20 protein-coding genes and 4 pseudogenes are annotated in these 22,389 nt (G+C 73.5%); 12 read left to right on the top strand and 12 right to left on the bottom strand.

The features are described from left to right. Positions 1-207: 207 nt before the first annotated feature. Positions 208-2,343 (bottom strand): phage holin family protein, encoded by a 2,136-nt coding sequence (locus ACGF8A_RS17560; RefSeq protein ID WP_393109004.1) that lies wholly within the window; start codon positions 2,341-2,343, stop codon positions 208-210. Positions 2,344-2,444: 101 nt separating this feature from the next. Next, positions 2,445-2,846 (bottom strand): hypothetical protein, encoded by a 402-nt coding sequence (locus ACGF8A_RS17555; RefSeq protein WP_393109002.1) that lies wholly within the window; start codon positions 2,844-2,846, stop codon positions 2,445-2,447. Between the two features lie 82 nt (positions 2,847-2,928). Here ACGF8A_RS17555 and ACGF8A_RS17550 point away from each other — a divergent pair, with 82 nt between their 5' ends. After that, the gene (locus ACGF8A_RS17550; RefSeq protein WP_393109000.1) at positions 2,929-3,702 is read left to right on the top strand and encodes an MBL fold metallo-hydrolase; all 774 of its coding nucleotides are present in this window, start codon (positions 2,929-2,931) and stop codon (positions 3,700-3,702) included. Continuing rightward, the gene (locus ACGF8A_RS17545; RefSeq protein ID WP_393108998.1) at positions 3,699-4,325 is read left to right on the top strand and encodes a DedA family protein; all 627 of its coding nucleotides are present in this window, start codon (positions 3,699-3,701) and stop codon (positions 4,323-4,325) included. The genes ACGF8A_RS17550 and ACGF8A_RS17545 overlap by 4 nt, the downstream gene beginning before the upstream one ends. Positions 4,326-4,732: 407 nt before the next feature. On the opposite strand, the gene ACGF8A_RS17540 is transcribed toward ACGF8A_RS17545, so the two are convergent. The 3 genes from ACGF8A_RS17540 to ACGF8A_RS17530 all read right to left on the bottom strand — a co-directional run bounded on the left by ACGF8A_RS17540 (position 4,733) and on the right by ACGF8A_RS17530 (position 7,829). Beyond that, on the bottom strand, positions 4,733-5,821 hold the full coding sequence (locus ACGF8A_RS17540; RefSeq protein ID WP_393108996.1) for an MBL fold metallo-hydrolase: 1,089 nt from the start codon (positions 5,819-5,821) through the stop codon (positions 4,733-4,735). Beyond that, complete coding sequence (locus tag ACGF8A_RS17535) at positions 5,818-7,065, bottom strand: aminotransferase class I/II-fold pyridoxal phosphate-dependent enzyme (protein ID WP_393108994.1); 1,248 nt, start codon at positions 7,063-7,065, stop codon at positions 5,818-5,820. The genes ACGF8A_RS17540 and ACGF8A_RS17535 overlap by 4 nt, the downstream gene beginning before the upstream one ends. 137 nt (positions 7,066-7,202) lie before the next feature. After that, positions 7,203-7,829: a hypothetical protein gene (locus ACGF8A_RS17530; protein ID WP_393108992.1), complete on the bottom strand. Its 627-nt coding sequence runs from the start codon at positions 7,827-7,829 to the stop codon at positions 7,203-7,205. 234 nt (positions 7,830-8,063) lie between these two features. Here ACGF8A_RS17530 and ACGF8A_RS17525 point away from each other — a divergent pair. Next, positions 8,064-8,929: pseudogene (locus ACGF8A_RS17525) on the top strand (thiamine pyrophosphate-dependent enzyme); the annotation flags it as partial. Positions 8,930-9,041: 112 nt separating this feature from the next. Continuing rightward, positions 9,042-9,845, top strand: a complete 804-nt coding sequence (ppk2, locus tag ACGF8A_RS17520) for a polyphosphate kinase 2 (RefSeq protein ID WP_393108990.1) — start codon at positions 9,042-9,044, stop codon at positions 9,843-9,845. 33 nt (positions 9,846-9,878) lie between these two features. Here the strand turns inward: ppk2 and ACGF8A_RS17515 are convergent, their stop codons facing one another. Further along, positions 9,879-10,754 (bottom strand): universal stress protein, encoded by an 876-nt coding sequence (locus ACGF8A_RS17515; protein WP_393108988.1) that lies wholly within the window; start codon positions 10,752-10,754, stop codon positions 9,879-9,881. 312 nt (positions 10,755-11,066) lie between these two features. Here ACGF8A_RS17515 and ACGF8A_RS17510 point away from each other — a divergent pair, with 312 nt between their 5' ends. Further along, complete coding sequence (locus ACGF8A_RS17510) at positions 11,067-11,525, top strand: Crp/Fnr family transcriptional regulator (RefSeq protein ID WP_393108986.1); 459 nt, start codon at positions 11,067-11,069, stop codon at positions 11,523-11,525. 14 nt (positions 11,526-11,539) lie between these two features. On the opposite strand, the pseudogene ACGF8A_RS17505 reads toward ACGF8A_RS17510, so the two are convergent. The 5 genes and pseudogenes from ACGF8A_RS17505 to ACGF8A_RS17485 all read right to left on the bottom strand — a co-directional run. Next, a pseudogene (locus ACGF8A_RS17505) lies at positions 11,540-11,844 on the bottom strand (acetoacetate--CoA ligase); the annotation flags it as partial. Positions 11,845-11,905: 61 nt separating this feature from the next. After that, positions 11,906-12,124 (bottom strand): annotated as a pseudogene (locus tag ACGF8A_RS17500) (acetoacetate--CoA ligase); the annotation flags it as partial. Next, a complete protein-coding gene (locus tag ACGF8A_RS17495; protein WP_393108984.1) occupies positions 12,121-13,749 on the bottom strand; it encodes a bifunctional 3-(3-hydroxy-phenyl)propionate/3-hydroxycinnamic acid hydroxylase in 1,629 nt (542 codons plus the stop codon). The pseudogene ACGF8A_RS17500 and the gene ACGF8A_RS17495, both read right to left, overlap by 4 nt. Further along, positions 13,746-14,684, bottom strand: a complete 939-nt coding sequence (locus ACGF8A_RS17490; RefSeq protein ID WP_393108982.1) for a fumarylacetoacetate hydrolase family protein — start codon at positions 14,682-14,684, stop codon at positions 13,746-13,748. The genes ACGF8A_RS17495 and ACGF8A_RS17490 overlap by 4 nt, the downstream gene beginning before the upstream one ends. Continuing rightward, a complete protein-coding gene (locus ACGF8A_RS17485) occupies positions 14,681-15,826 on the bottom strand; it encodes a VOC family protein (protein WP_393108980.1) in 1,146 nt (381 codons plus the stop codon). Before ACGF8A_RS17485 ends, ACGF8A_RS17490 begins: the two co-directional genes overlap by 4 nt. Positions 15,827-15,963: 137 nt before the next feature. Here ACGF8A_RS17485 and ACGF8A_RS17480 point away from each other — a divergent pair, with 137 nt between their 5' ends. From ACGF8A_RS17480 to ACGF8A_RS17455, 6 genes and pseudogenes are all read left to right on the top strand, one after another. Continuing rightward, positions 15,964-16,629 (top strand): TetR/AcrR family transcriptional regulator, encoded by a 666-nt coding sequence (locus ACGF8A_RS17480; RefSeq protein ID WP_393108978.1) that lies wholly within the window; start codon positions 15,964-15,966, stop codon positions 16,627-16,629. 129 nt (positions 16,630-16,758) lie between these two features. Beyond that, on the top strand, positions 16,759-17,415 hold the full coding sequence (locus tag ACGF8A_RS17475; protein WP_393108976.1) for a TetR/AcrR family transcriptional regulator: 657 nt from the start codon (positions 16,759-16,761) through the stop codon (positions 17,413-17,415). A gap of 20 nt (positions 17,416-17,435) precedes the next feature. Beyond that, a pseudogene (locus tag ACGF8A_RS17470) lies at positions 17,436-18,274 on the top strand (glycoside hydrolase family 15 protein); the annotation flags it as partial. Positions 18,275-18,382: 108 nt separating this feature from the next. Continuing rightward, positions 18,383-18,592, top strand: coding sequence for a ferredoxin (locus ACGF8A_RS17465; protein ID WP_393108974.1), 210 nt, complete (start codon positions 18,383-18,385; stop codon positions 18,590-18,592). Further along, positions 18,582-19,949, top strand: coding sequence for an NAD(P)/FAD-dependent oxidoreductase (locus ACGF8A_RS17460; protein WP_393108972.1), 1,368 nt, complete (start codon positions 18,582-18,584; stop codon positions 19,947-19,949). The genes ACGF8A_RS17465 and ACGF8A_RS17460 overlap by 11 nt, the downstream gene beginning before the upstream one ends. Before the next feature lie 32 nt (positions 19,950-19,981). Then, positions 19,982-21,166, top strand: coding sequence for a cytochrome P450 (locus ACGF8A_RS17455; protein ID WP_393108970.1), 1,185 nt, complete (start codon positions 19,982-19,984; stop codon positions 21,164-21,166). Positions 21,167-21,500: 334 nt separating this feature from the next. On the opposite strand, the gene ACGF8A_RS17450 is transcribed toward ACGF8A_RS17455, so the two are convergent. Further along, positions 21,501-21,641, bottom strand: coding sequence for a hypothetical protein (locus ACGF8A_RS17450; RefSeq protein ID WP_393109186.1), 141 nt, complete (start codon positions 21,639-21,641; stop codon positions 21,501-21,503). A 293-nt stretch (positions 21,642-21,934) separates the two neighbouring features. On the opposite strand from ACGF8A_RS17450, the gene ACGF8A_RS17445 reads away from it, so the two are divergent. Further along, positions 21,935-22,387: a universal stress protein gene (locus ACGF8A_RS17445; protein ID WP_393108968.1), complete on the top strand. Its 453-nt coding sequence runs from the start codon at positions 21,935-21,937 to the stop codon at positions 22,385-22,387. Positions 22,388-22,389: the final 2 nt, after the last annotated feature.

The following is a 22,389-nucleotide window of genomic DNA, read 5'->3' as shown; positions in this document are numbered from 1 at the left end:
TGTCGAGGTAGTAGCCGACGGCGGCGACGGCGGGCGCCGCGCTGGAGACCCAGGTGTGATCCAGTAGGTCTGCGGGGCTCTGCCGGGCCGGAGCCGACGGGGGGACGGTTGAGGTGACGTGCATGGGGTGGTGCGCGTCTCATCGAACTGATGCCCGGGATCGCCGGGCGCCGCCCATGGTCGGACATGGTCCGGCACCCCTTCACCTCACACGATTCTGTCCTGCGCGGCCTGGTCCGGCGCCGCAGAAGGTGCGGCCTCGCGGGTCGTGAGCCGGGAAGCGGCCAGCGGCACCTGAGGGCCGTTGCACTCCCGCAGCCAGCGGCGGAGCACCCGGTGCACCTGCTCCGCGCCGGCCAGGTCCGTCCCGTCGGCCACCGGCGCGGAGAGGTCGAGCGGGGACAGCAGGAAGGGGCGGCCCTGGCAGCCGCCGAGCCCGCCGTGCGAACCGATCTGCTCCTCGAAGGCGAGGACCTCGCCGTCCGCGGGGTCGTGGAAGGAGTTGACCATGATGTCGGCGGTGTGCGGGAAGGAATGCGTACGCCGCACGGCGTCCGCGGCACCGGGCCCGAACCCGGCGAGCGGCCCGGGATGCTCGTCGTCGAGCCCGTCCAACGGTGCTTCGGCGCCGTTCGCGCCGAGCACGACACCGCCGTGCTCCTCGCTGCGCACGAGCAGGAAGCCGATGCCGGGGTGGTTGGCGAGGGTCGGCAGCAGCGCCGGGTGGCGGGCGTCGATCTCCTCCCTGCTCAGCCGGTGGCGCACATCGGGGAACGAGATCAGGCCCAGGTTGCCGGAGGCCAGCACGATCGGCTCCGAGCGGCGCGACGTGCGGCGCTGCCCGTGCTCCTCCTCCACCGGTATGCGCAGGGCGGCCCGGACGGCGGCGCGTGCCTCCGTGCCGCTGCGGGTGCGACGCGCCCGGCGCGGCACGGGCAGCCCGCAGCCCGCCCGGACGAGGTCGCCGAGGGTGAGGCCGTAGCGGGCGTGGAAGGTCTCGCCCGGACTCTGGCCGTGGTCGGACAGGACGACGATCCGGTACGGGCGGGGAGCGTGCTCGGCGACCTTCTCGATCAGCGCCAGCGACCGGTCGAGGCGTTCGAGCACCTTCTCGGCGTCCCGGCTCGTCGGTCCGGAGTGGTGCGCCACCTCGTCGTAGGCGACCAGGTCGGCGTAGACGGCGGCGCGCCCGGCGAGCAGGTCGCCCATCACCGCGGCGACGACGACGTCCCGTTCGACGACGGTCGCGAAGGCGCGGACGAGGGGGTAGAGGCCGCCGCGGGAGACACGCGGGCGGACCTTGCGCATCCGGGCCCGGGTGGACTGGCCCATCTCACGCCCCGTCTCGGCGACGAAGGACAGGGCGGTGCGCACGGCGTTGGCGGGGTCGGAGAAGTAGGCGAAGTAGCCCGCGCGGGAGCGGGTCTCGCGGCTGCGCCGCCGGGTGGCGATGGACAGCACCAGGGCCTGCTCGTCGGCACCGCCGCTGAAGAGGTTGCCGCGGCTGGCGCCGTCCACCGTGAGCAGCCCGCCGTCGCCGGTGCGTTCCACGGCGCGGCGCTGGAGCTCCGCGGCGCTGGTCGGCCGGTTGCTGACCATCACCTCCTGGGTGTCCTTCTCGTACCAGCGGAACGCCGGCACGTCGAAGGTGCTGCCGTGCAGGATGCCGAGCTGGCTGGCGCCGGTCTGACTGGACCAGTCGGTGCGCCAAGGGGTGAGGCGGTGGGTGGCCCTGCCGGGACCGGCGGCCGATCCGTGGCCGAGCCAGCGCGCGACGGTCGGCATCAGCCCCCGGCCGACGGCGGCCGTCAGCACGTCGTGCCCGACGCCGTCGAGCTGGACGAACACGGTGCCCGGCGTGAGCGGTCCGGGCGGCAGGGTGCGGCGGCGCCGGTCGGCGAGACGGTACAGGCGGCGGCGGTAGGCGTCGTCGTCGCGGACGGCGAGGGCGGCGCCGGTGGCGGAGGCCACGGCGGACATCACGGCGGCGACGACCACCGCGGTCTCCGGGTCGACCGCGCCGCGCTCGGCGGGGTTCAGGCGCAGGGCGACGAGCAGCAGCGCGCCGTTGAGGAAGAACACCAGCAGTCCGAGCACGAGGGCGGGCACCAGCAGCAGGAGCCGGACGAGCAGCGGCCACACCAGCGCGGACAGCAGACCGAAGGCGCCGGCCGCGAACGCGGCCGTCACGGCGATGGTGGTGGCGCTGTCGCCGTCGGGACTCTGCAACTGGAAGTCGGGCAGGAGCCCGGCAAGCACGAGCATGGTCAGCGTGCTGACGGCCCACACCGCGACGCTCCGCCCCACCTGGCCGGCGGCCCGCCGCCAATGCCCTCCGAGCACTCCCCGTACACCTCACGTCCCGGCCCGCCCTCGACGCGGGCCTGCGTCCAGATTGTCATAACGCGTGCCGGAACCCATGCGTCCGTCGGCAGGACGGCCCGTCAGCCCCCGTCGTACCCCGCCGTCGGCATCGACAGCCGCCGGTGCACCCGGGCCTTCATCTGCGCGTCGTACGACGGCTCGGCCCGGCCCACCGTCTCGACGCGCACCCCGCGCCGCGCGCACTCCGCGGTGAACTCGTCGACGTTCGACAGGGCGCACTCGAGCACCCGGCGGCTCGGCGCCACGAAGAGGTCGCATCCGGGCCGTACGCCGTCCCACAGGGCGCAGTGGTCGGCGCGCAGCCCGCGCACCAGCAGCTGACGGGCGACGACGTACCCCCGCTCGGCTGCCCACCGCGCGCACATGGCGTGCTGGCTGCGGGAGTCGACCAGAAAGGGGTCCGCGTCGAGTTGCTCCAGCGGCGTCAGACCGGCGATCGCCGTGACGCGCAATGCTCCCATGGCGCCCCCTCACCTCCGGGTTTCGCGGCCGACCCTACTCCTGCCCGTAGGCTTCGGGGAGTCGCGCGAAGGAGGCAAAGAGGTGCCGGTGGAGATCACCTGGTGGGGGCACGCCACCTGCACGGTCTCGGACTCGGGCACACGTGTGCTCACCGATCCCCTGTTCGCCCGCAGGCTCGCCCATCTGCGCCGCCGCCGGGGCGCGGCACCCCCGCCGGGCGCCTGGCGCGCGGACGTCGTCCTCGTCTCCCACCTGCACGCCGACCATCTGCACGTGCCGTCCCTGGCGCGGCTGGCACCGGGCACGCGCCTGCTCGTACCCCGCGGCGCACCCCGGGCTGTACCGGCGCTGCGCCGGCTCTCCCATCTCCGCCTGACGGAGACGGCCCCCGGCGACACCACCCGCGTGGCGGATCTGACGGTACGGGCCGTGCCCGCCCGGCACGACGGACGGCGGCTGCCCGTGGGCCCGCACCGCTGCCCCGCCCTCGGCTACGTCGTCGAGGGCGAGGCCCGCACCTACTTCGCCGGGGACACCGGGCTGTTCGACACGATGGCGTCGGACGTGGGGCCGATCGACGTGGCGCTGCTGCCGGTCGGCGGCTGGGGCCCGTATCTCGGCCACGGGCATCTGGACCCCGCGCTGGCCGCCGAGGCGCTGGTCCGGCTGGCGCCGCGCAGCGCGGTGCCGGTGCACTTCGGCACCTACTGGCCGATCGGCATGGACGCGGTGCGCCCGCACGAGTTCCACGCGCCCGGCGACGAGTTCGCGCGCCTCGCGGCCCGGCGGGCACCGAAGGTGGACGTGCATCTGCTGGGGCACGGGGAGAGTGTGCGGCTGGAGGTCGCACGGTGAGCTGGCTCGCGGCGGTCCCGTCGCCGATACCGGCGGAGTCCACCCAGCAGGCGATCGGCTATCCGTCGCTGTTCCTGCTGGTGCTGGTCGGGGCGCTGGTGCCGGTCGTGCCGACGGGGGCGCTGGTGAGCTCGGCGGCGGTGGTGGCCTTTCACCAGACGGCACCCTTCTCGCTGGCGCTGGTGTTCGTGACGGCGTCGCTGGCCGCGTTCCTCGGCGACGCCACCCTGTACTGGATGGGCCGGCGCGGCCTCAGGTCGAGGAACGGCTCGCGCTGGCTGGAGGCGATCCGGGCGCGGGCGCCGGAGGACCGGCTGGCGCAGGCACAGGACAAGCTCGCCTCGCACGGTGTCACGGTGCTGGTGCTGTCCCGGCTGGTGCCGGCGGGCCGGCTGCCGGTGATGCTGGCCTGTCTGCTGGCGAAGTGGCCGACGCGGCGGTTCGCCCGCGGGAACCTGCCGGCCTGTCTGGCGTGGGCGGTGGCGTATCAGCTGATCGGGATCCTGGGTGGGTCGCTGTTTCCGGAACCGTGGGAGGGGGTTGTCGCGGCGGTGGCGCTGGCGCTGCTCATCAGTGTGGTGCCGGGGTTCTGGCGGCGGTTCCGGGAGCGGTCGGCCGGGTGAGGAGCCCTGGCCGGGGGTGCGTGGGGATCGCGGGGATGTGGGGGGGTTGTGGGGATGCGCGGGTCGTGGGGATGCGCGGGTCGTGGGTGGCTGGTCGCGCAGTTCCCCGCGCCCCTGGGCGGCGTCCCGCCTCGCGTCCCGCCATGGGTGCGGTCCGCTGTCGGTCGTGGGGGCTGGTCGCGCAGTTCCCCGCGCCCCTGGGCGGCGTCCCGCCTCGCGTCCCGCCATGGGTGCGGTCCGCTGTCGGTCGTGGGGGCTGGTCGCGCAGTTCCCCGCGCCCCTGGGCGGCGTCCCGCCTCGCGTCCCGCCATGGGTGCGGTCCGTTGTCGGTCGTGGGGGCTGGTCGCGCGGGTCTCCGTGCCCCTGGGCGGCGTCCCGCCTCGCGTCCGTGGAAGGGGCCGGGCCGCTCAGGGCGCGCTGCTGTGCAGCACCCTTGAGGCTCCCACCGGCAGGTCCCACAGGTCCTCGCGGTTGCGGCCCGCCTTCTCCCATGCCGTCCGCACGCGGGTCAGGGGTTCCCGGACGGGCTCCGCCGACAGCACGAACGTCCCCCAGTGCATCGGGGCCATCCGCCGCGCGCCCAGGTCCGCCACCGCCCGCACCGCCTCGTCCGGGTCGCAGTGCACGTCGCTGAGCCACCAGCGCGGGTCGTACGCGCCGATCGGCATCAGCGCGAGGTCGATGCCGGGGTAGCGGCGCCCGATGCGCGAGAACCAGTGGCCGTACCCCGTGTCGCCCGCGAAGTAGACCCGCCTGCCCTCGGGGTCGGTGAGCACCCAGCCGCCCCACAGGGTGCGGCAGGTGTCGGTCAGGGTGCGCTTGGACCAGTGGTGGGCGGGGACGAAGTCGAAGCGCACGCCGTCCAGTTCGGCCGCCTCCCACCAGTCCAGCTCGGTGACGCGGGTGAAGCGCCGGCGCTGGAACCAGGGGCCGAGCCCCGCCGGGACGAACACCGGGGTGTCCCGCGGGAGCCTGCGCAGCGTGGGGGCGTCAAGATGGTCGTAGTGGTTGTGGCTGATGACCACCGCGTCGACGCGGGGCAGTTCGCTCCAGGGGACCCCCACCGGCGTGATCCGCGCCGGGGTGCCCAGGATGCGGCGGGACCAGACCGGGTCGGTGAGCACGGTGAGCCCGCCGACGCGCAGCACCCAACTGGCGTGTCCCGCCCAGGTGACGGCGATCGTGCGGGCGTCGACGCGGGGCAGCGGGCCGGGCGCGAAGGGCAGCCGGGGGATGTCGGCGAGACCCTCACGGCCGGGCCGTACGGCTCCCTCGCGGGCGAACCGGGCCAGGGCCCTGATCCCGGGCAGCGGGGCGGTCAGCCGGTCGTGGAAGGTACGGGGCCACACGCGCCGTTCCGCCAGCGGGCGGGGCTCGGCGAGCGGCGGGAACGGGTGCGCGAGCGGCGGCGCGGCCGGTGCCGCCGCTGTCCTGGACGCCGGACCGTCGGCCTCCTCGGTGGGCGTGCTCGTGGCCGACTCGGACTGCTGCGTCATCGAGGAGACTCCCATCGCTGAGCGTCGTCACGGAGATCGTCGAGTACCGACTTCAGATTGATCAACGCGCGTTGCACATGGGGCAGTTCCAGCGGCGCGGGCGCGGCGAGGCATCGCGCGCGCTCGGCGTCGGTGTCACCCAGCAGTGGGCCGGTGCACAGCCGTACGCGCAGCGCGGCCAGGTCGTCGCCGAAGCGGTGGCCGCCCGGGGCGGGCATGCCGAGCCGGGCGGCGAGGAAGTCCTCCAGTTCCTGGGCGTCCCCCACGTCGTGCGCGGCGAGCCCGGACCGCAGCGGGCCGAGGTCGACGTACAGATGCCGGCCGGCCTGCGGCGGCGGGGAGAGGGCACCGGCGGCGACGACGGCCTGGTGCGCGGCCCCGGCCACGCGCGCGTGCAGGCGTACGACGGCGTCCACATGGCCGCCGAGCGGCTCGGGCTCGCCCAGTGCGTAGGTGGCCGCGGCGGCGACCGGTCCGGCGACGCGCGCGTCGAGCGCGGTCAGCACGTCCAGCACGCGCGCGTGCAGCCCGTCCCCCGCCTCTCCCTCGGGGAACCGGCCCACGGCGGCGGGCCAGCCGGACGGCAGCAGCGCGCCGGCCAGGTCGGTGACGACGGTGACCTGGCCGGGCAGCATCTCCGCCGGGCTGAGGAGCACCGTGTCGTGCGGGGAGTGCAGGGTGTCGCGCCAGGTCTCGTCGCTGACCAGGTGCAGCCCCTCGCCGGTGGCGGCTTCGAGGGTCTCGTGCACCAGTTCGGGCGGCGCCACCGTGGCCGTCGGGTCGTCGGCGACGGACAGCACCAGCAGCCGTGGGTCCCCGCCCTCGGCGCGTACCCTGCGCACGGTCTCCAGCAGGGTGTACGGATCCGGTACGCCCCCGCACTCGGCGGGCGTCGCGACATGGAACACCGGCCGGCCCAGCAGGCGTGCGTAGGGCGCCCACCAGGCGGCGCAGGGCCGTGGTACGAGCACGTCACCGCCGAGGGCCGCGGTCAGCGCCAGCAGCAGCGCGGGCGCGCCGGGCGCGGCCACGGCACGCTCCGGCCCGGCGGACAGCCCGCGCCGCTCCCAGTAGCCGCACGCGGCCTCCAGCAGCGCCGCACCGCCGCCCACCGGCTCACCGGCGGCACGGCCGGCGGCCGCGGCGAGCACGGCGGACAGCTCGGGCAGTACGGGCAGCCCGTCTTCGGGTAGGGGCGGCCCGTAGCGGACGGGCCCGTGGCCTTCCGGTTCGGTCCGCCGCATACGTACCTCCGCGCAGTCCCTGGTGCCGTGCCGGTGCCGTGTCGGGTCGCCCTGGGGCCGGGCCGGGTCGCCGGTCGTTGCGTCGTGCCCACGGTTCCGGTCGTGCTCTCGCTCTGCGTACCCAGCACGACGCCGCCTCAGGCGTCTCCCGGCGTGTCCCTGCGCCACAGCCGGTGCCCGGCGGCGCCGGCGGCCCCCGCGATCAGTAGTCCACCGGCGACCAGCGCGGGCACGGAGTCGTTGAAGGCGCCGCCCCCGCCCGCCCGCACGCCGTGTTCCACCGTGGCACCCTGGCACCACTCCTGGCCGTCGGAGCAGGCGGGCCGGGCGTCGTTCCCCTTGCGCGGCACGGTGAACGACGCGGTCCACGCCTTGCCCTGCGCGCCGGCCGCCGCCGGGCAGGTGCCGTCCACGGTCCACACCGGGTCGGCGTCCGCGGCGGCCGGATCGGCCTCGAACACGCTTGCGGGCAACGTGAGCGCCCTCCCCTCGTACACGAGACCGGGCGCCGCGGCGCCGTCGCCGGGCACCAGTTGCAGAGGCACCGTGCTGTCGGCGAACGCCTCGGAGGTCGCCTCGATCACTTCGGGCGCCCCCGCCCCGCTGAGGGGGTCGCACGTCACGGCGACGGTGACGCTCCCGCCCGGCTGGGCGGAGGCGGGCGACACCTCGGCGGCCGGGTCCGCCGACACGAGGGGAACGGCCCCACCCCAAGCGGCCCCGGCTATGACGGCAACGGACAGGACACGGGCGCTGCGGCGCATGGGACGGGCTCCTTAGACCGACGGAGAGGTACGAATCCGCACCCCCACCGCCATCACAGCCCGCGGCCCCCACTCCTGCCCGCGCCCGGACCCCATTCGCGGGAACCAGCCACCCAACCAGGTGACAACGCCTCTCACCGGAGGGGCGCGGCGCGGGCCCTCAGGCGCTCCCGCGCATCACTTCCTGCCGTACCCGGTCGCACGAGCGGCTGATCAGCCGGGACACGTGCATCCATGGTGGGGATGCGGTATCCGTACGAGGTGAACCTCGTCGGAGACGCCGGGGAGACCCGGCGGCGGCTGATCCCGCTGCTGGACGGTGACCGTGGGCGCGAGTGGTTCGGCACGGTGTGCGACAACGTGCACCGCTGGCGGGACGTGATGGAGCGCCGGGCCGCGCTGTCCGCCGACCCGATCAACCCGGAGCACGTGGCGCGGGCGCTGGACCCGCTGCTGCCCGAGAACGCGATCGTCACCTCCGACTCGGGCTCGGCGGCCAACTGGTACGCCCGCCATCTGACGATGCGCGCCGGCATGCGCTCCTCGCTCTCCGGGACGCTGGCGACGATGGGCTGCGGGGTGCCGTACGCGATCGGCGCCAAGTTCGCCCACCCGGACCGCCCCGCGATCGCGCTGGTCGGCGACGGGGCGATGCAGATGAACGGGATGGCGGAGCTGATCACGGCGGCGAAGTACCGGGACCGCTGGCAGGACCCGCGGCTGGTGGTCGGGGTGTGGAACAACCGCGACCGCAACCAGGTCACCTGGGAGTTGCGGGCGATGGGGGGCGCGCCGTCCTTCCTGCCCTCGCAACAGCTGCCGGACGTGCATACGCGGCCTTCGCCCGCTCGCTCGGCCTGACGGGAGTCAGGGTGGAGAAGCCGGAGGACGTCGAGGCGGGCTGGCGGGCCGGGCTGGAGGCGGACGGCCCGGCGGTCGTCGAGTTCGTCACCGACCCTGCGGTGCCGCCGATCCCGCCGCACGCGACGTGGGAGCAGATGGAGGCGACGGCCGCGTCGATCCTGAGGGGCGACGCCGACCGTGGCCCGATGGTGCGGCCGGGCTTCAAGGCGAAGATGCAGGAGTTCCTGCCGGGGCGGGGAGAGGAAGTAGCCGCGCACCTGTCGAACGGCGCCGCGCAGTTCCCGACGGCGGCGCCGGTCGGTGACTACGTTGAGGACATCGACGTGGTCACCGGGCACAGGAGGCGGCATGGGCGGCAGGAAGACGGCGAAGGTGCCGCGCGCGGCGTACGAGAGGGAGCTGCTGCGCCTGCAGACGGAGCTGGTGAAACTGCAGGAGTGGGTGCGCGCCGAGGGCGCCCGGCTGGTCGTGGTGTTCGAGGGCCGGGACGCGGCCGGCAAGGGCGGCACCATCAATCGGGTCGCCGAGCACCTCAATCCTCGCGTCGCGCGGATCGCGGCACTGCCGAAGCCGACCGAGCGCGAGCGCACCCAGTGGTACTTCCAGCGGTACGTCGGTCACCTTCCGGCCGCCGGGGAGATCGTGCTGTTCGACCGCAGCTGGTACAACCGGGCCGGGGTCGAGCACGTGATGGGTTTCTGCACCCAGGAGGAGTACCAGCGCTTCATGCGGCAGTGCCCGATCTTCGAGCGGATGCTGGTGGAGGAGGGCATCCTGCTGCGGAAGTACTGGTTCTCGGTGAGCGACACCGAGCAGCAGGAGCGCTTCCGCCGCCGGCTGGAGGATCCCCTGCGGCGCTGGAAGCTGTCCGCGATGGACCTGGAGTCGCTCACCCGCTGGGAGGCGTACTCACGGGCGAAGGACGAGATGATGGTGCACACCGACATCGTCGAGGCCCCGTGGTACGTCGTCGAGAGCGACGACAAGCGGCGGGCCCGGCTGAACATGATCGCCCATCTGCTGGACTCGCTGCCGTACCACGACGTCCCGCCGCCGGTGCTGGAGCTGCCGCCCCGGCCCCCGTCGACCGGCTACGAGCGCCCGCCGCGCGATCTGCAGCAGTACGTCCCCGACCACGCGGCGAGCCTGTGACCCACCGACCGACGGGTGCGGCCGGTCGGTGGGTCACCCCCGTAGCGGTACGACCGCCACCGGACACGCCGCGTGGTGCAGCAAGGTGTGGTTCACGCGGCCCAGTTGCAGGCCCAGGTGGCCGGAGCTGCGCCGTGCGCCCACGACGACGAGGTCGGCGGCGGCCGAGCGGTGCACCAGGACCTTGCGGGCCGGGCCCTCGACGGTCGTACGGCTCACGCGGACGGCGGGGTGGTCGCCCGTCACGTCCGCCAGCAGCGCGTCGAGCACGGCACCGGCCTGCTCCTCGTGCTGGTGCGCCGGCTCCTGGGCCTGTGCCGGATGGTCGACGGCCTCGTACGCGGGGCAACGCCAGGCGCGTACGACGTCCAGGACGCATCCGCGAGCCTCGGCCTCCCGGACGGCGAACCGCGCGGCCTTGCCGCATTCCCCGGGCTCACCGGCGCCGAACAGGATCCGCCCGTGGCTGCCGGCCAGGCCGGCCCGGTCGCCGCGGACCACGATCACCGGGCAGTTCGCTCGGGCCGCGACGGCCAGGCCGACCGAGCCGAGCAGCAGCCCTTTCAGCTCGCCGCGGCCACGCGAGCCGGTCACCACGGCGGCGGCGTGGTTGCCCTCCTCCAGGAGGGCGGACGCCGCGTCCGCCGGGATCACGTCAGCGGTGATCTTCACGTCGGGATTGCGCAGACGGGCACGCTCGGTGGCGGAGCCGACGATGTGCTCCACGAGTATCTGCTCCGCGGGGCGTTCGGGGCTGGTCGCCGGAACGACGCCCTCGTAGCGTGCCCACAGCGAGGCGTGGACGAGCCGCAGCGGCAGACCGTGCCGGGCCGCCTCGTCCACCGCCCAGTCGACCGCATCGATGCTGCCGTTCGATCCGTCGACGCCCACGACCAGGGGCAGCTCCATCGTTCCCCACCGCCTCTCAGGGCAGTTGTCCGAGTCCCACTGTCACGGTCGCACCACCCGGTCCCGGCAGGTAGGGCGGTTCGGCCCCTGTCCGGGACGTTCGTCCTTCCCGTCGCCGGTGTCCGGCGGCCGGCCGATGCCGTCTCCTGCGCTCGAATGGGGCCGGACGACCCTCGATCAGGCCCGTGCGGCCCGTGGTGGACCCGCCCGCCCCGGAAGAGCCTGGGATCAGCAGGCCCCACGGCTCCCGGAGGGCCGATGACCGTTCAGCCCCTGAGCCGGTCACGCGGGCCGGAAGAAAGGACCGGAGCGATGACCTCCACCACCACCTCGGCCAGGGGCCTTCCGGCCGAGCACCGCGAACGACTGATGCGGATCGCCCGCGAGGTGTCCTTCGACGCGGGTGCCCGCCTGTTCGAGGAGGGCCGGCGCGCCGACCGGTTCTGGATCATCCGGACCGGCACGGTCACGCTGGACCTGAAAGTCCCCGGCCGCCGCGCCGCCGTCATCGGGTCACTGGGGCCCGGCCAACTGGTCGGCTGGTCCTGGCACTTCCCTCCGTACCTCTGGCACCTGGGTGCCGAGGCCATGAGCCCGGTACGGGCCTGGGAGTTCGACGCGGACGCCGTGCGCGCCCTGTGCGCCGAGGACCCCGAATTCGGCCGCGCGATCGCCGACTGGGTCGGTCACGTGGTCGCCGACCGGCTGCACACATCGCGGATCCGGCTGCTGGACCTGTACGCCCCTTACGGCAGCGGGAGCCTGATATGAGCGCGCCGCCACGGCCTCTCGCCGGTCCTGGTGTGCGGATATGTCCGGCCCGGCGACGATCTCCTCGAATACGTGGCGCGGTGAGGCGTCGACGCGAATCGCGTCGCGCAGGGCGTCGTCCACGGTGGCACCGGGCCCGGGACGACGAACGGGGGCATCCAGGAGTCGCCGTTCCTCCGCGCCGATGACGAGGGCCTCGGTGATCTCCGGGAGGTTCTCGACGATCTCGTGGATGTCAGCTGCCGAGGCGGACACCGTTGCGGTTGAGCGCGGCGTCGGAGCGGCCGTGGACGATCACCGAGCCGTCGGAGGTATGGGTGAAACCAGCGGGCGCCGGGCATGGTCTCCTCGGCCGGCACCCGCTCGTACGGCGTCGTCGCGTCGATGTGGAAGTACTCCCGCACCGCGGCCCAGAACCCGTCCAGGTCGGTGACCGACCAGCGGTGCAGGGCCTGGTAGTCGGTGGGGTCCTGGATCCCTTCGGCACCCTGGTGGCGGGCCGCCCATCGGGCGAAGTCCGCGATGCGGCTGCGGTCCGCCGCCTGCGGGTCGGGGGTGAGGAAGGGCTCCGGACACGGCGTGGAGTGCGGGGTGGTCATGACGGGGTGCTCCTCAGCAGCGGGGCGGTCCGGTCCTCGGCTGGACGGCGGGCGGTGTGCAGCAGCGGTGCCCAGGTGGCGGTGTCGGTGAAGTCCCCCCTGCCGGCCGGGACGGTGTCCAGCACCACGCGGTCGGGACGCAGCAGTACGGCGTCCGCCCGGCCCTTGGCCAGCCAGGCGGCCAGGGTGCCGCCGTCGAGCAGATCGTCCGCGCGGACCGTCGTCGCGCCGAGTGCCGTGGCCACGGCCGTCATCCGCGCGGTGGGCGGTACGACGGTCACAACGGCGAAGGAGTCCCCCAGCACGTCGTCGAGGCGCACCCGCCCTTCCTCGTGCCGCACCCAGGGCTGCGGGCAGAAGGTGCCGGCCAGCGCGCGGCCGGTCGGCCGCAGTCCGCGCCGTACGAGCGGGCCGGCGGTCAGCGCGGGGCTGAGGTCGCGGCTTATCGCCGAGGTCAGGCCGGGAACACGGCAGGCCGCGCCCACCACCGCCCGGCGGACCGCGGCGGCGCGGTCCTGTCCGCCGGTCATGGCCCAGCCGACGGCGACCGCGAGGCGGATCATGTGGCGGGCGTGCGGCTTGCGTTCGCGCTCGTAGGTGTCCAGCAGCCCGTCGTCCGCACCGCCCCGCCCTAGGACCCGGGCCAGCTTCCAGGTGAGGTTGTGGGCGTCGCGCAGCCCCGCGCACAGACCCTGCCCGATGAAGGGCGGGGTGAGATGGGCCGCGTCGCCCAGCAGGAAGACGCGGCCCCGGCGCCACCGGTCGGCCACGCGGGCCCGGAAGGTGTACTGCGCCTGCCGGATCACCTCGAAGTCGTCGCCCCACGAGGCGTCGGACGGCAGGTCCACCCACGGAGCGACGAGCTCCCGCAGGCGCTCGAGCCCGTCCGGGCCGTCCAGACACTCGCCCTCGGTCAGCCGGAACTCCCAGCGGTAGCGATCCTCGGTGACGCGCATGAAGGTGGCCGGCCGGGTGGGACAGCAGATCTGCTCCGCTCCGTCCCAGGTGCGCACCCGGCGGCTGGTGCGCACGTCGATGACGCGCCAGCTCTCCTCGAAGTGGAGGTCCTCCCACACCGCGCCGATGGCCTCGCGGGTGAGGCTGCCCGCGCCGTCGCAGCCCAGCACGGCGTCGGCCCACAGGTGCTCCTCCTCGTCGCTGCCGTCGCGGCGGAAGGCGATCCGGACCGCACCCGGCCAGTCCTGGGACGGGTCGACGGACACGACCTCCACCCCGCCCCACAGCTCGCACTCCGGGCGGCGCGCCAGGGCGTCGCGCAGCAGGCGCTCCAGCTCGGGCTGGTCGAACATGGTGAGCTGCGGGAAGCCGTGGTGTCCGTGCGGGGAGCGCGGGAACTCGGCGATCAGGTGGTGCCGGGCATCGAGCAGCCGTAGCCCGGGCGCCGGGCGGGCGAGGGCGGCGAACTCCTCGTGGACGCCGGCACTCTGCAGGATCCGGCGGACCTCGTCGTCGACGACGACGGCGCGCGGCAGCGGGTAGACGTCCCGGTGGCGTTCCAGGACGAGGCTGCGTACGCCGCGCCGGGCGAGCAGGAGGGCTGCGGTGACCCCCACGGGGCCCGCACCGATGATCACCACCGGCATCCGGGACGGTGCCGTGCTCATGGGGCGTCCGTCACGGGGGTCCGCTGCTCGCCGAGGTCGATCCGCCCGTCCGGGGTGGCGATCGTCGCGGTGACGACATCGCCCCTGCGCAGGTAACGCGGGTTCTTCGCCTGCCCGTTGAAGAATGCCTTCCACTTCAGCGCCGGCGGCAGCAGCGCACCGATCTTCTCGACCGGTTTGGGCGGCGCCTTCAGCGCGGTGCCGCCGGGCGTGCCGGTCAGCAGCAGATCGCCCGGGTCGAGGCTCTGGAAGCGCGCGAGCAGCGTCAGCGCCTGGGCCGGCCGGACGATCATGTCGGCCAGCGTGCGGTCCTGGCGCGGCTCGCCGTTGACCGACAGCCGCAGCCGCAGGTCGAGCAGGCGGGCGAAGTCCCCGGGCTCCAGCAGGGCCAGGTAGGGCCCCGTGGGCGTGAAGGTCGGGTAGGACTTGCTCTCGTAGAACTGGGTCTTGGTGAGCTGGACGTCGCGGGCGCTGACATCGTTGGTGATCACGAGCCCTGCGACGTACGACGGCAGGTCCTGCTCCTCGACGACGGTGCCCACGGGCAGGGCGGCGCCCATGACGAGGCCGAGTTCGATCTCGTAGTCGAGGAACTTCACGTGCGCGGGGCGGACGATCTCCTCGTGCGGTCCGCTGACCGAGCCGGACGCCTTGCGGAAGAACGTGGGCGGGATCTCGCCGGTGAAGCCCGAGTCGCGGGCGTGGCTGCGGTAGTTGACCATCTGGGCGACCACCCGGCAGGGGGTGGTGACCGGAGGCAGCGCCACCAGGTCGGCGACGGGCGTGCCGCTCCCGGTGGAGGCGGCGGCCGCGTGGACCGCGTCCCGTTCGGCGAGCAGTTCGGCGGTGGTGACCGCCTTGGTGTCGACGCGGACGGCGCGCTCGTCCCGGACGGCCCACCAGCCGTCGGCGGTGCGCAGGACGTTGGTGCTCATGAGCTCATCGCTTTCATCAGGCCCAGCAGGCGGGCGGGGTCGAGTTCGTTGTCGCCGCACAGGGCGGTCATGACCTCGCGGAGCCTGGCCGGGGACGGGCTGGTGCCGAGGAAGTCGCGGGTGACCGGTGGGCCCCACTGGGCCAGGCCGCTGGCCGACATCGGCGCCCAGCCGGGCTCGACGTCGCAGGAGAACAGGTCGCCGTCGGCGAAGTGCTCCAGCATGAAGTGGTCGGGGTCGCGCCAGTAGTCGAAGAGCTGGCTGCCATGGACGTGCCGGCCGATGCCCCAGCTGCGCCGGTAGCCTCGCTCGGCCAGGTACTCCCCGCCCGCGGCGATCGCGTCGAGGTCGGTGACCTGGTAGGCGGAGTGGACGTATCCGGTGCCGGGTCCCAGGTGCAGGGCGAGGGTGTGGTGGTCGACGGCCAGGCTGCCCTGGTCGCAGCGGATGAAGGCCATGGTCGGACCACGCCCGCGCTGCCCGTCGAGGAACAGGAAGTCGGACACGATCATCCCGAGCGTGTCCAGGTACCAGTCCAGCGCCCGGGCGAACACCCGGGTCTCCAGCACCACATGTCCCAGCCGCTGGATGCGCGAGGGCTCGCGCGGCGGGCGCTGCGTGGCGTTCGTACGACGGTCGTCCGTGCCGAAGTTGAGCCGGAGCGGCTGCTGTTCGGGCAGCGCGGGCAACTGCTCGGCGCAGTGCACCACCCGGACCACGAAGCCGGAGGGGTCGAGCAGGGCGACCGACCGGCCGCCACCGGGTACGTCGGCGTCCCGGACGCCGGTGCCGGTGGCGCGGGCCAGCCGGTCGAGGTCGGTCCGCTCGGCGGCGCGGAACGCCGGCCCGATGAAGCGGGACGCGGGCCCTCGCCTGATGACCATGCAGGGTGAGCCGGCGAAGGTGCCGCGCAGCCAAAGCTCCCCTTCGGTGCGGGCGGCGATCGCGAAGCCGAAGTCACGGGCGAACACCTCCGCCCGGTCCGGGTCCGGCTTCTCGAACTCCAGCCAGGCCAGGTCCGCCGCCTTGATCACGGGGTTGGGGGACCGGCCGGGGTGCTCTCCGCGCAGGGCGCCCTGCTCGCTGTGGAGGTTTTGGTGGGCCGTCCGGGGATCGGCCCTGTGAACAGGGGAGTGGGACATGGTGTCCTCCAGGCAACATTGCCGTAATGAGGAAATCATCAGCTTTGCTGTAACCCATCGTCAATAGGGAAACTACAATTGATTGATGATCTCATCAGAGGTGGGAGAGTCATCGTGGTAGTTGTTACACTCGCGACATGCCGACGTCAGCCCCGCCCAAGAACCGCTTCGAACGGCGCCGCGCGGAGACCCGTCAAGCGCTTGTGCGCGCGGCCCGGCAGATCCTCGCCGAGACGGGCGACACCAGCGCCAGCATCCAGACGATCGCCGAGCGCGCGGACGTCGGCTTCGGCTCCTTCTACAACCACTTCCAGTCGAAGACAGAGCTGTTCGACGCCGCCGTGGCCGACGCCCTGGAGGAGTTCGGACAGGTCATCGACGAGCGCGTACGGGGGATCGAGGACCCCGCCGAACTCGTCGCGGCCGGCTTCCGGCTCACCGCCCGGATGACCGACTCCCACCCGGAACTGCTGCGCATCCTGCGCGATCGCGGTCTGGCCCACGTCCACTCCGACCGCGGCCTCTCCCCCCGCGCCCTGCGCGACCTGGAACGCGGCGCCGCCTCGGGCCGCTTCACCATCGGCAACCCGGCCACCGCCCTGTCCGCCCTGGGCGGCACCCTGCTGTCCCTCGTCGCGCTGCGGCTGGACCGCCCCGACCTCGACGGCGACGAGGCCGCCTCCGACCTGGCCGAAATGGTCCTGCGCATGCTGGGCGTGCCCTCGGACGAGGCACATGAGGTCACCCGGCGCCCCCTGCCAGGCCTTGACCGAGCCGTCGCCGACGGGCCGGCATCCGGCTGATGCCGTGCGGGCCCGGCAGGCTCCAGGTGAGCGGGGTCCGGCCGAGCACGAGGCCGCCGCGATCACCAGGGCGCCGCCGGGCGACCGCGAGAACCACGTACGGGATCACCCGGTGATACCACACGCCGTATGGAAAAGCGGCGGAGGCCCCCCAGGGGAACGAGGAAGAGAGACGTACCCCTCACCGAGGACGGCATCTACGCCAAGGCGCTGGAACTCATCGACGCCGACGGGGTCGAGGCCCTCACCATGCGCAAGCTCGCGGCGGCGCTGGACGCGAACCCGATGTCGCTGTACCACCACGTGCCGAACAAGGACGCCGTGCTGGGCGGCGTGGCCGAACGCGTCGGCTCGCAGTTCCGCACGGGGAAGCGGGAGGACCTCCCGTGGCAGGAGCGGATGCGTCAACTCGCCCACGACTTCCGGGAACTGGCGCACCGTCACCCCAAACTCATGGAGTACTCCTTCCGGCGCGCCGACTACATCAGGGCGGAGGACCCCTTCTGGCGGGGACTGCTCGACGTCCTGTCCGCCGCGAAACTGCCCGCCCCGGAGATCCCCCGCGTCGCCGCCACTCTGTGCGCGGTGTTCACAGGCCTGCTGGCCGGCGAACTCACCGGAGCGCTGCAGCGGTGGAGCACCCTGCGGCCCGCGCAGGACGACGGCGACCGGAGGGACCTGCCCGCCCCCTCCCAGGACATGATCGACACGATGTTCGATCGCGCACTGGACGCGGCGATCGCCGGCGTGGAGAACCATCCCGGACGGGCCCACGAGAAGGACTGACGCTCACGTCCCTTCGTTGTTCCCCGGCGCTGACCGCGACGGTGCCGCTGAAGTGCGACCGGAACGACGTCCGTACCGAGTTCGAGCTCTCCCAGGGGGAGACCGCGGTGCTCGCCCCCGACCGGGTCAAGGACGGCACCCCGCCGCCCGCCGTCCGCTGGCCGAGGCGGAGCGGGCGTTCCCCACCACGGTCGCCTACTGGGGCCGCCGGCTGCGCCGGTCCCGCTACCGCGGCCGATGGCGCACCGCTCCGCCCTCACCCTGAAGCTGCTCACCTACGCCCCCACCGGCGCGATCGTGGCGGCCCCCACCACCAGCCTGCCCGAGCAGATCGGCGGCGGCCGCAAGCGGAGCCTGCCCGCCGAGCTCACCCGCTGGGGCCCGGTACGGGACCGGATCCACTGGCTGATCATGGAGCAGGGATGGTCGCCCGCCCGGCAGGCCTTCGTCCAGTACGAGGACGGCGACGTGCTCGGCGCGGCGGTGCTGATGACGCCGCCGACCAAGTTCATCTCCCCCAACGACCCGGTCTGGCTGTCCACCCTCGACGCCCTCGGCGACGAACTGGTCTCCGACTCCCTGGTCTGGCGCTACGACACCGAGGCCAGTCCCGACGGCCGGGAAGGCGACGAAGGCACCTTCTCCATCTGCTCCTTCTGGTACGCCGAGGCCCTCACACGCGCCGGACACCGACGAAGCCCGGCCGGCCTTCGAGAAGATGCTCACCTACGCCAACCATGCCGGCCTGTACGCCGAGGAGATGAGCCATACCGGCCGGCAACTGGGCAACTTCCCCCAGGCATTCACTCACCTCGCCCTCGTCAGCGCCGCCTTCAACCTCGACCGCGCCCTGGGCTGACCCGTCGCCTCCGGTGGCTCGACGCGATCCCCGCCGTGGCCGTGCGAGCCTCCCGTTCCCCCCTCATGCTGGAGGTGAGGGGGTGCGGCGACGGAGGGAGTGGTCGGGATGCGGACCGTTGTGGATCTCACCCGCTGCCAGGGCTACGCCCAGTGCGTGTTCCTCGCTCCGGAGGTCTTCCGGTTGCACGGGGAGGAAGGCCTGCTCTACGCCACGGCCGTCCCCGACGACCAGGTCGAGCGTGTGCGCCAGGCCGCGGCGGCGTGCCCGGTGCAGGCCATCCTGCTCGGTGAGGAGGTGAGCGCCGGTGCCCGGTGACCTCAAGGACGGCCGTATCGTCGTCGTCGGCGCCTCGCTGGCCGGGTTGAGAGCCGCGGAGGCCTTGCGTGACGAGGGCTTCACCGGCTCACTGACCGTGGTCGGGGACGAACGCCACCCGCCCTACGACCGGCCGCCGCTGTCCAAGCAGGTGCTGCTCGGCCAGGCGACGGCGGACACCACGGAACTGCCGATGCGCCGGGACCCGGAAGCCGACTGGCGGCTGGGAGTACGCGCCACCGGCGTCGATCTGCTCACGAAGCGCGTACTGCTGGCCGACGGCGAAGCACTGCCGTACGACCGCGTGCTGATCGCCACCGGAACCCGGGCGCGGCCCTGGCCCGACCCCGATGAGGCCGCCCTGGACGGGGTGTTCACCCTGCGCACGCGTGAGGACGCCGCGGGACTGGCCGAGCGGCTGGCCGCCGGGCCCGAGCGGGTGCTGGTGATCGGCGCCGGCTTCACCGGCTCGGAGATCGCCTCGGCATGCCGGGAGCGGGGGCTGGAGGTCACGGTCGCCGAACGCGGGCCCGCCCCCCTGGTGGGCGCCCTCGGCGGAACCCTGTCCAAGCTCGCGGCCGTCATGCAGCGCAACCACGGCGTGGATTTGCGCACGGGGGTGACGGTCACCGCCCTGCACGGGAACGGCCGCTTCACCGGCGCGGACCTGTCCGACGGCAGCCGCGTGGAAGCCGACGTCTGCGTCGTGGCGCTGGGGGCGGTCCGCAACGTCGAGTGGCTGGCGGAGTCCGGGCTGGCGGCGGGCCCGCGCGGGATCGCCTGCGACGCCGGCTGCCGCGCCTTCAACATGTACGGCATCGTCACCGACGACGTCTTCGTGGCCGGTGACGTCTCCCGCTTCCCGCACCCGCTGTTCGGCTACCAGATGCTCTCCCTGGAGCACTGGGGCAACGCGGTCGAGCAGGCCGGGGTGGCCGCCCACAACATGGTCAGTCCGGGACCGTTGCAGCGCCCGCACCTGGCCCTGCCGACGTTCTGGTCGACCCAGTTCGGACTCAACATCAAGTCGGTGGGCGTGCCCACCTTCTCCGACCACGTGGTCATCGCCCAGGGCTCCCTGGAGGCGCGCCGTCTGGCGATGGTCTACGGCTACCAGGGACGGGTCACCGCCGCGGTCACCGTCGACATGGCCAAGTCGCTCGACTACTACGCGCACCTGATCGAGACGGCTGCTCCGTTCCCCCCGCCGCCCGGAGCGGCGGACCGCGCCATCGCGGCCGACATCACGATTCCGTCCGAGGTGCCGGATCCGCGGGGGTTGTCACACGGCCCGACCGTGGCGCTCACCGGATACCTGCCGGACCGCCGCCTGACGTTGGTGCAGCCCGCCGGCTGACCCATGCACCCGTCCCACGACGAGGAGCCACGATGGCCTCCGACACCCTGCTGGCACGGATCACCGACTACGCCAGCCGTCCCGACCCCTATCCGCTGTACGCGGAACTCCGCGAGGCCGGTCCCGTCGTACGGCAGGCTGACGGCAGCTGTCTGGTCGGTACCTACCACGAGCTCGCCGCGCTGCTCCACGACCCTCGGATGAGTGTCGATCCCCGCAGCCGTGGTGAGGTCACGCACAAGCCGCCCTTCCTGCGTCTCGACGACCCCGAGCACCACCGGCTGCGCACGCTGGCCATGCGGCCCTTCGGCCCGCCGCACAGTCCGGGACGGGTCGATTCCCTGCGCGGCGAGATCGCCCAGGTCACCGAGGAACTGCTGGAGCCCTTCGGGGCGGGCGGGCAGGTCGACGTCGTCGACGACTTCGCCTACCCGCTGCCCGTCACGGTGATCTGCCGCCTTCTCGGCGTGCCGAACGAGGACGAGCCGCTGTTCCGCGCATGGTCCGACGCGCTGGTCGCGGCCGCCGACGTCCGGCCCGGCGAGGACACCACCGAGACGGACAAGGCGGGCGACCAGGCACGCGTGGAGCTGGGCGGCTACCTCATGAACCTCGCCGAGCGGCGCCGTGGCACGCCGGGCGCCGACATGCTCTCCGCCTTCGCCAACGAGCCGGACCCGGCCCTGAGGCTCACCCAGGAGGAACTCGCGGAAACCGCCGTACTGCTCCTCATCGCGGGACACGAGACGACGGTCAACCTGATCACCAACGGGGTGCTCACCTTCCTGCGCCACCCCGAGCAGCTGGACCACCTGTGCCGCGCAACCGGCCTGCTGCCGCAAGCGGTGGAGGAACTGCTGCGCTACGAGCCCCCGGTGCACATGCGCGAGCGCATCACCCGCGCCGACATCGACGTCGCCGGTACCACCATCCCCCAAGGCACGTCAGTCGTCATGGTGGTGGCGTCGGGCAACCGCGACCCGCTGCGGTTCCACGACCCCGAACGCTTCGACCCCACCCGCCAGGACATCGAGCACCTGGGCTTCGGCAGCGGCATCCACTACTGCTACGGCGCGCCGCTCGCCCGCATCGAGGCCCAGGTCGCCCTCGGCTCGTTGCTCCCCCGCCTGCGCACCGCACGCCTGGTGGAGGATCCGCCCCCCTACCGCCGGAACGCCATGCTCCGGGGGCCGCGCCACCTGTCGGTCCGACTGTGAGGTCGCGGCTCGCCGGCATCGCACCACGGGCGCTCTCGTCCTCCGGCGGCGTCCTTCGGTGGTCAGGGGTGGCGCGCTCCCGCGACGTGAAGGAGCGGGGTTGCCGGCTGGGGGCCACGCAGACCTGGCAGCGGTGCGGTCGGCGAAGTACGTCCCCCGAGCGTCAGCCCGGCAGCGCGCCCCGGCTCCGGCCGTCCCACCCGTGGGCATCCGCACCGGTCACCGGCCATCTGCCGCGCGAGGTGGTCCACCTGCCCGCATGACATGCGGGGCCGGGCCGGCCCGCTGCGAGGTACGACCGGGTCCCGGCCGTCAGGGCTGACGGGGGCTCCCGTCACGCTTCGGCGGGAAGGGAACGCCGGGCGACATCGCGTGCCTCGCCGCGGGAGAGGCCCAGCATGTGCAGGAGCATCTCGGCCATGGTGCCCGCGGCTCGGTCGCTGTCGGCGTGGGACTGGTTGAGCCAGAGTTCCAGGAGCGCAAGCAGGCTGCCGTTCAGCGCGGGTCAGGGCGACGACCGGGTCGGCGACGCTGAAGCGGCCCGAGGCGATGCCCTGCTCCAGGTCACGCTTCGCGCGCGGATCCGGTCCGCGGCCGGCACAGATGCGGCCGATTCCGCTGTGGCACAGCCTTCCATGATCACCTCACCGCGCTGGCCGCCCGACGGTGGCCCGGGGTTCCGCCGACGGCGGGAGCCGCCCGGCTGGCGCGGGGCCGCGGGTGCGGGCAGCGTGGAGCTGGAGACATCGACTCGTGAATGAGGTGGCCATGCATTCCTCTGAGCCGGTACCACGGGTGGTCGTGGGAGTGGACGGTTCGCCCTCCTCCTACGCGGCGCTGCGCTGGGCGGCCCGGTACGCGCGGTCCGTCGGCGGTGTCGTGGAGGCGGTGCACGCCTGGGACACGCCGTCGTCCGCCGGTTTCAGCGGCCCCGCGATCGACCCGGCCTTCGACCTGGAGCAGGCCCGGGAGCGTTTCACGGAGGAGCTGGGCGCCGTCTTCCCCGACGAGCGTCCCGCCGGGCTGCGCCAGGAGCTGGTGGAGGGCGACCCGTCGGAGGTGCTGATCCGCGCCTCGCAAGGAGCGGAGCTGCTCGTGGTGGGGAGCCGCGGACGGGGCGGCTTCGCCCGGGCGATGCTGGGCTCGGTCAGTCAGCGCTGTGCCCAGCACGCGGCGTGCCCGGTGGTCATCGTCCGGCAGGACCAGTATCCGGCGCACTGACC

Origin of the sequence: Streptomyces sp. NPDC047706, from assembly GCF_043204795.1 — a bacterium.
Lineage (GTDB): Bacteria > Actinomycetota > Actinomycetes > Streptomycetales > Streptomycetaceae > Streptomyces.
This window is presented reverse-complemented; position numbering and strand designations above follow the sequence as displayed.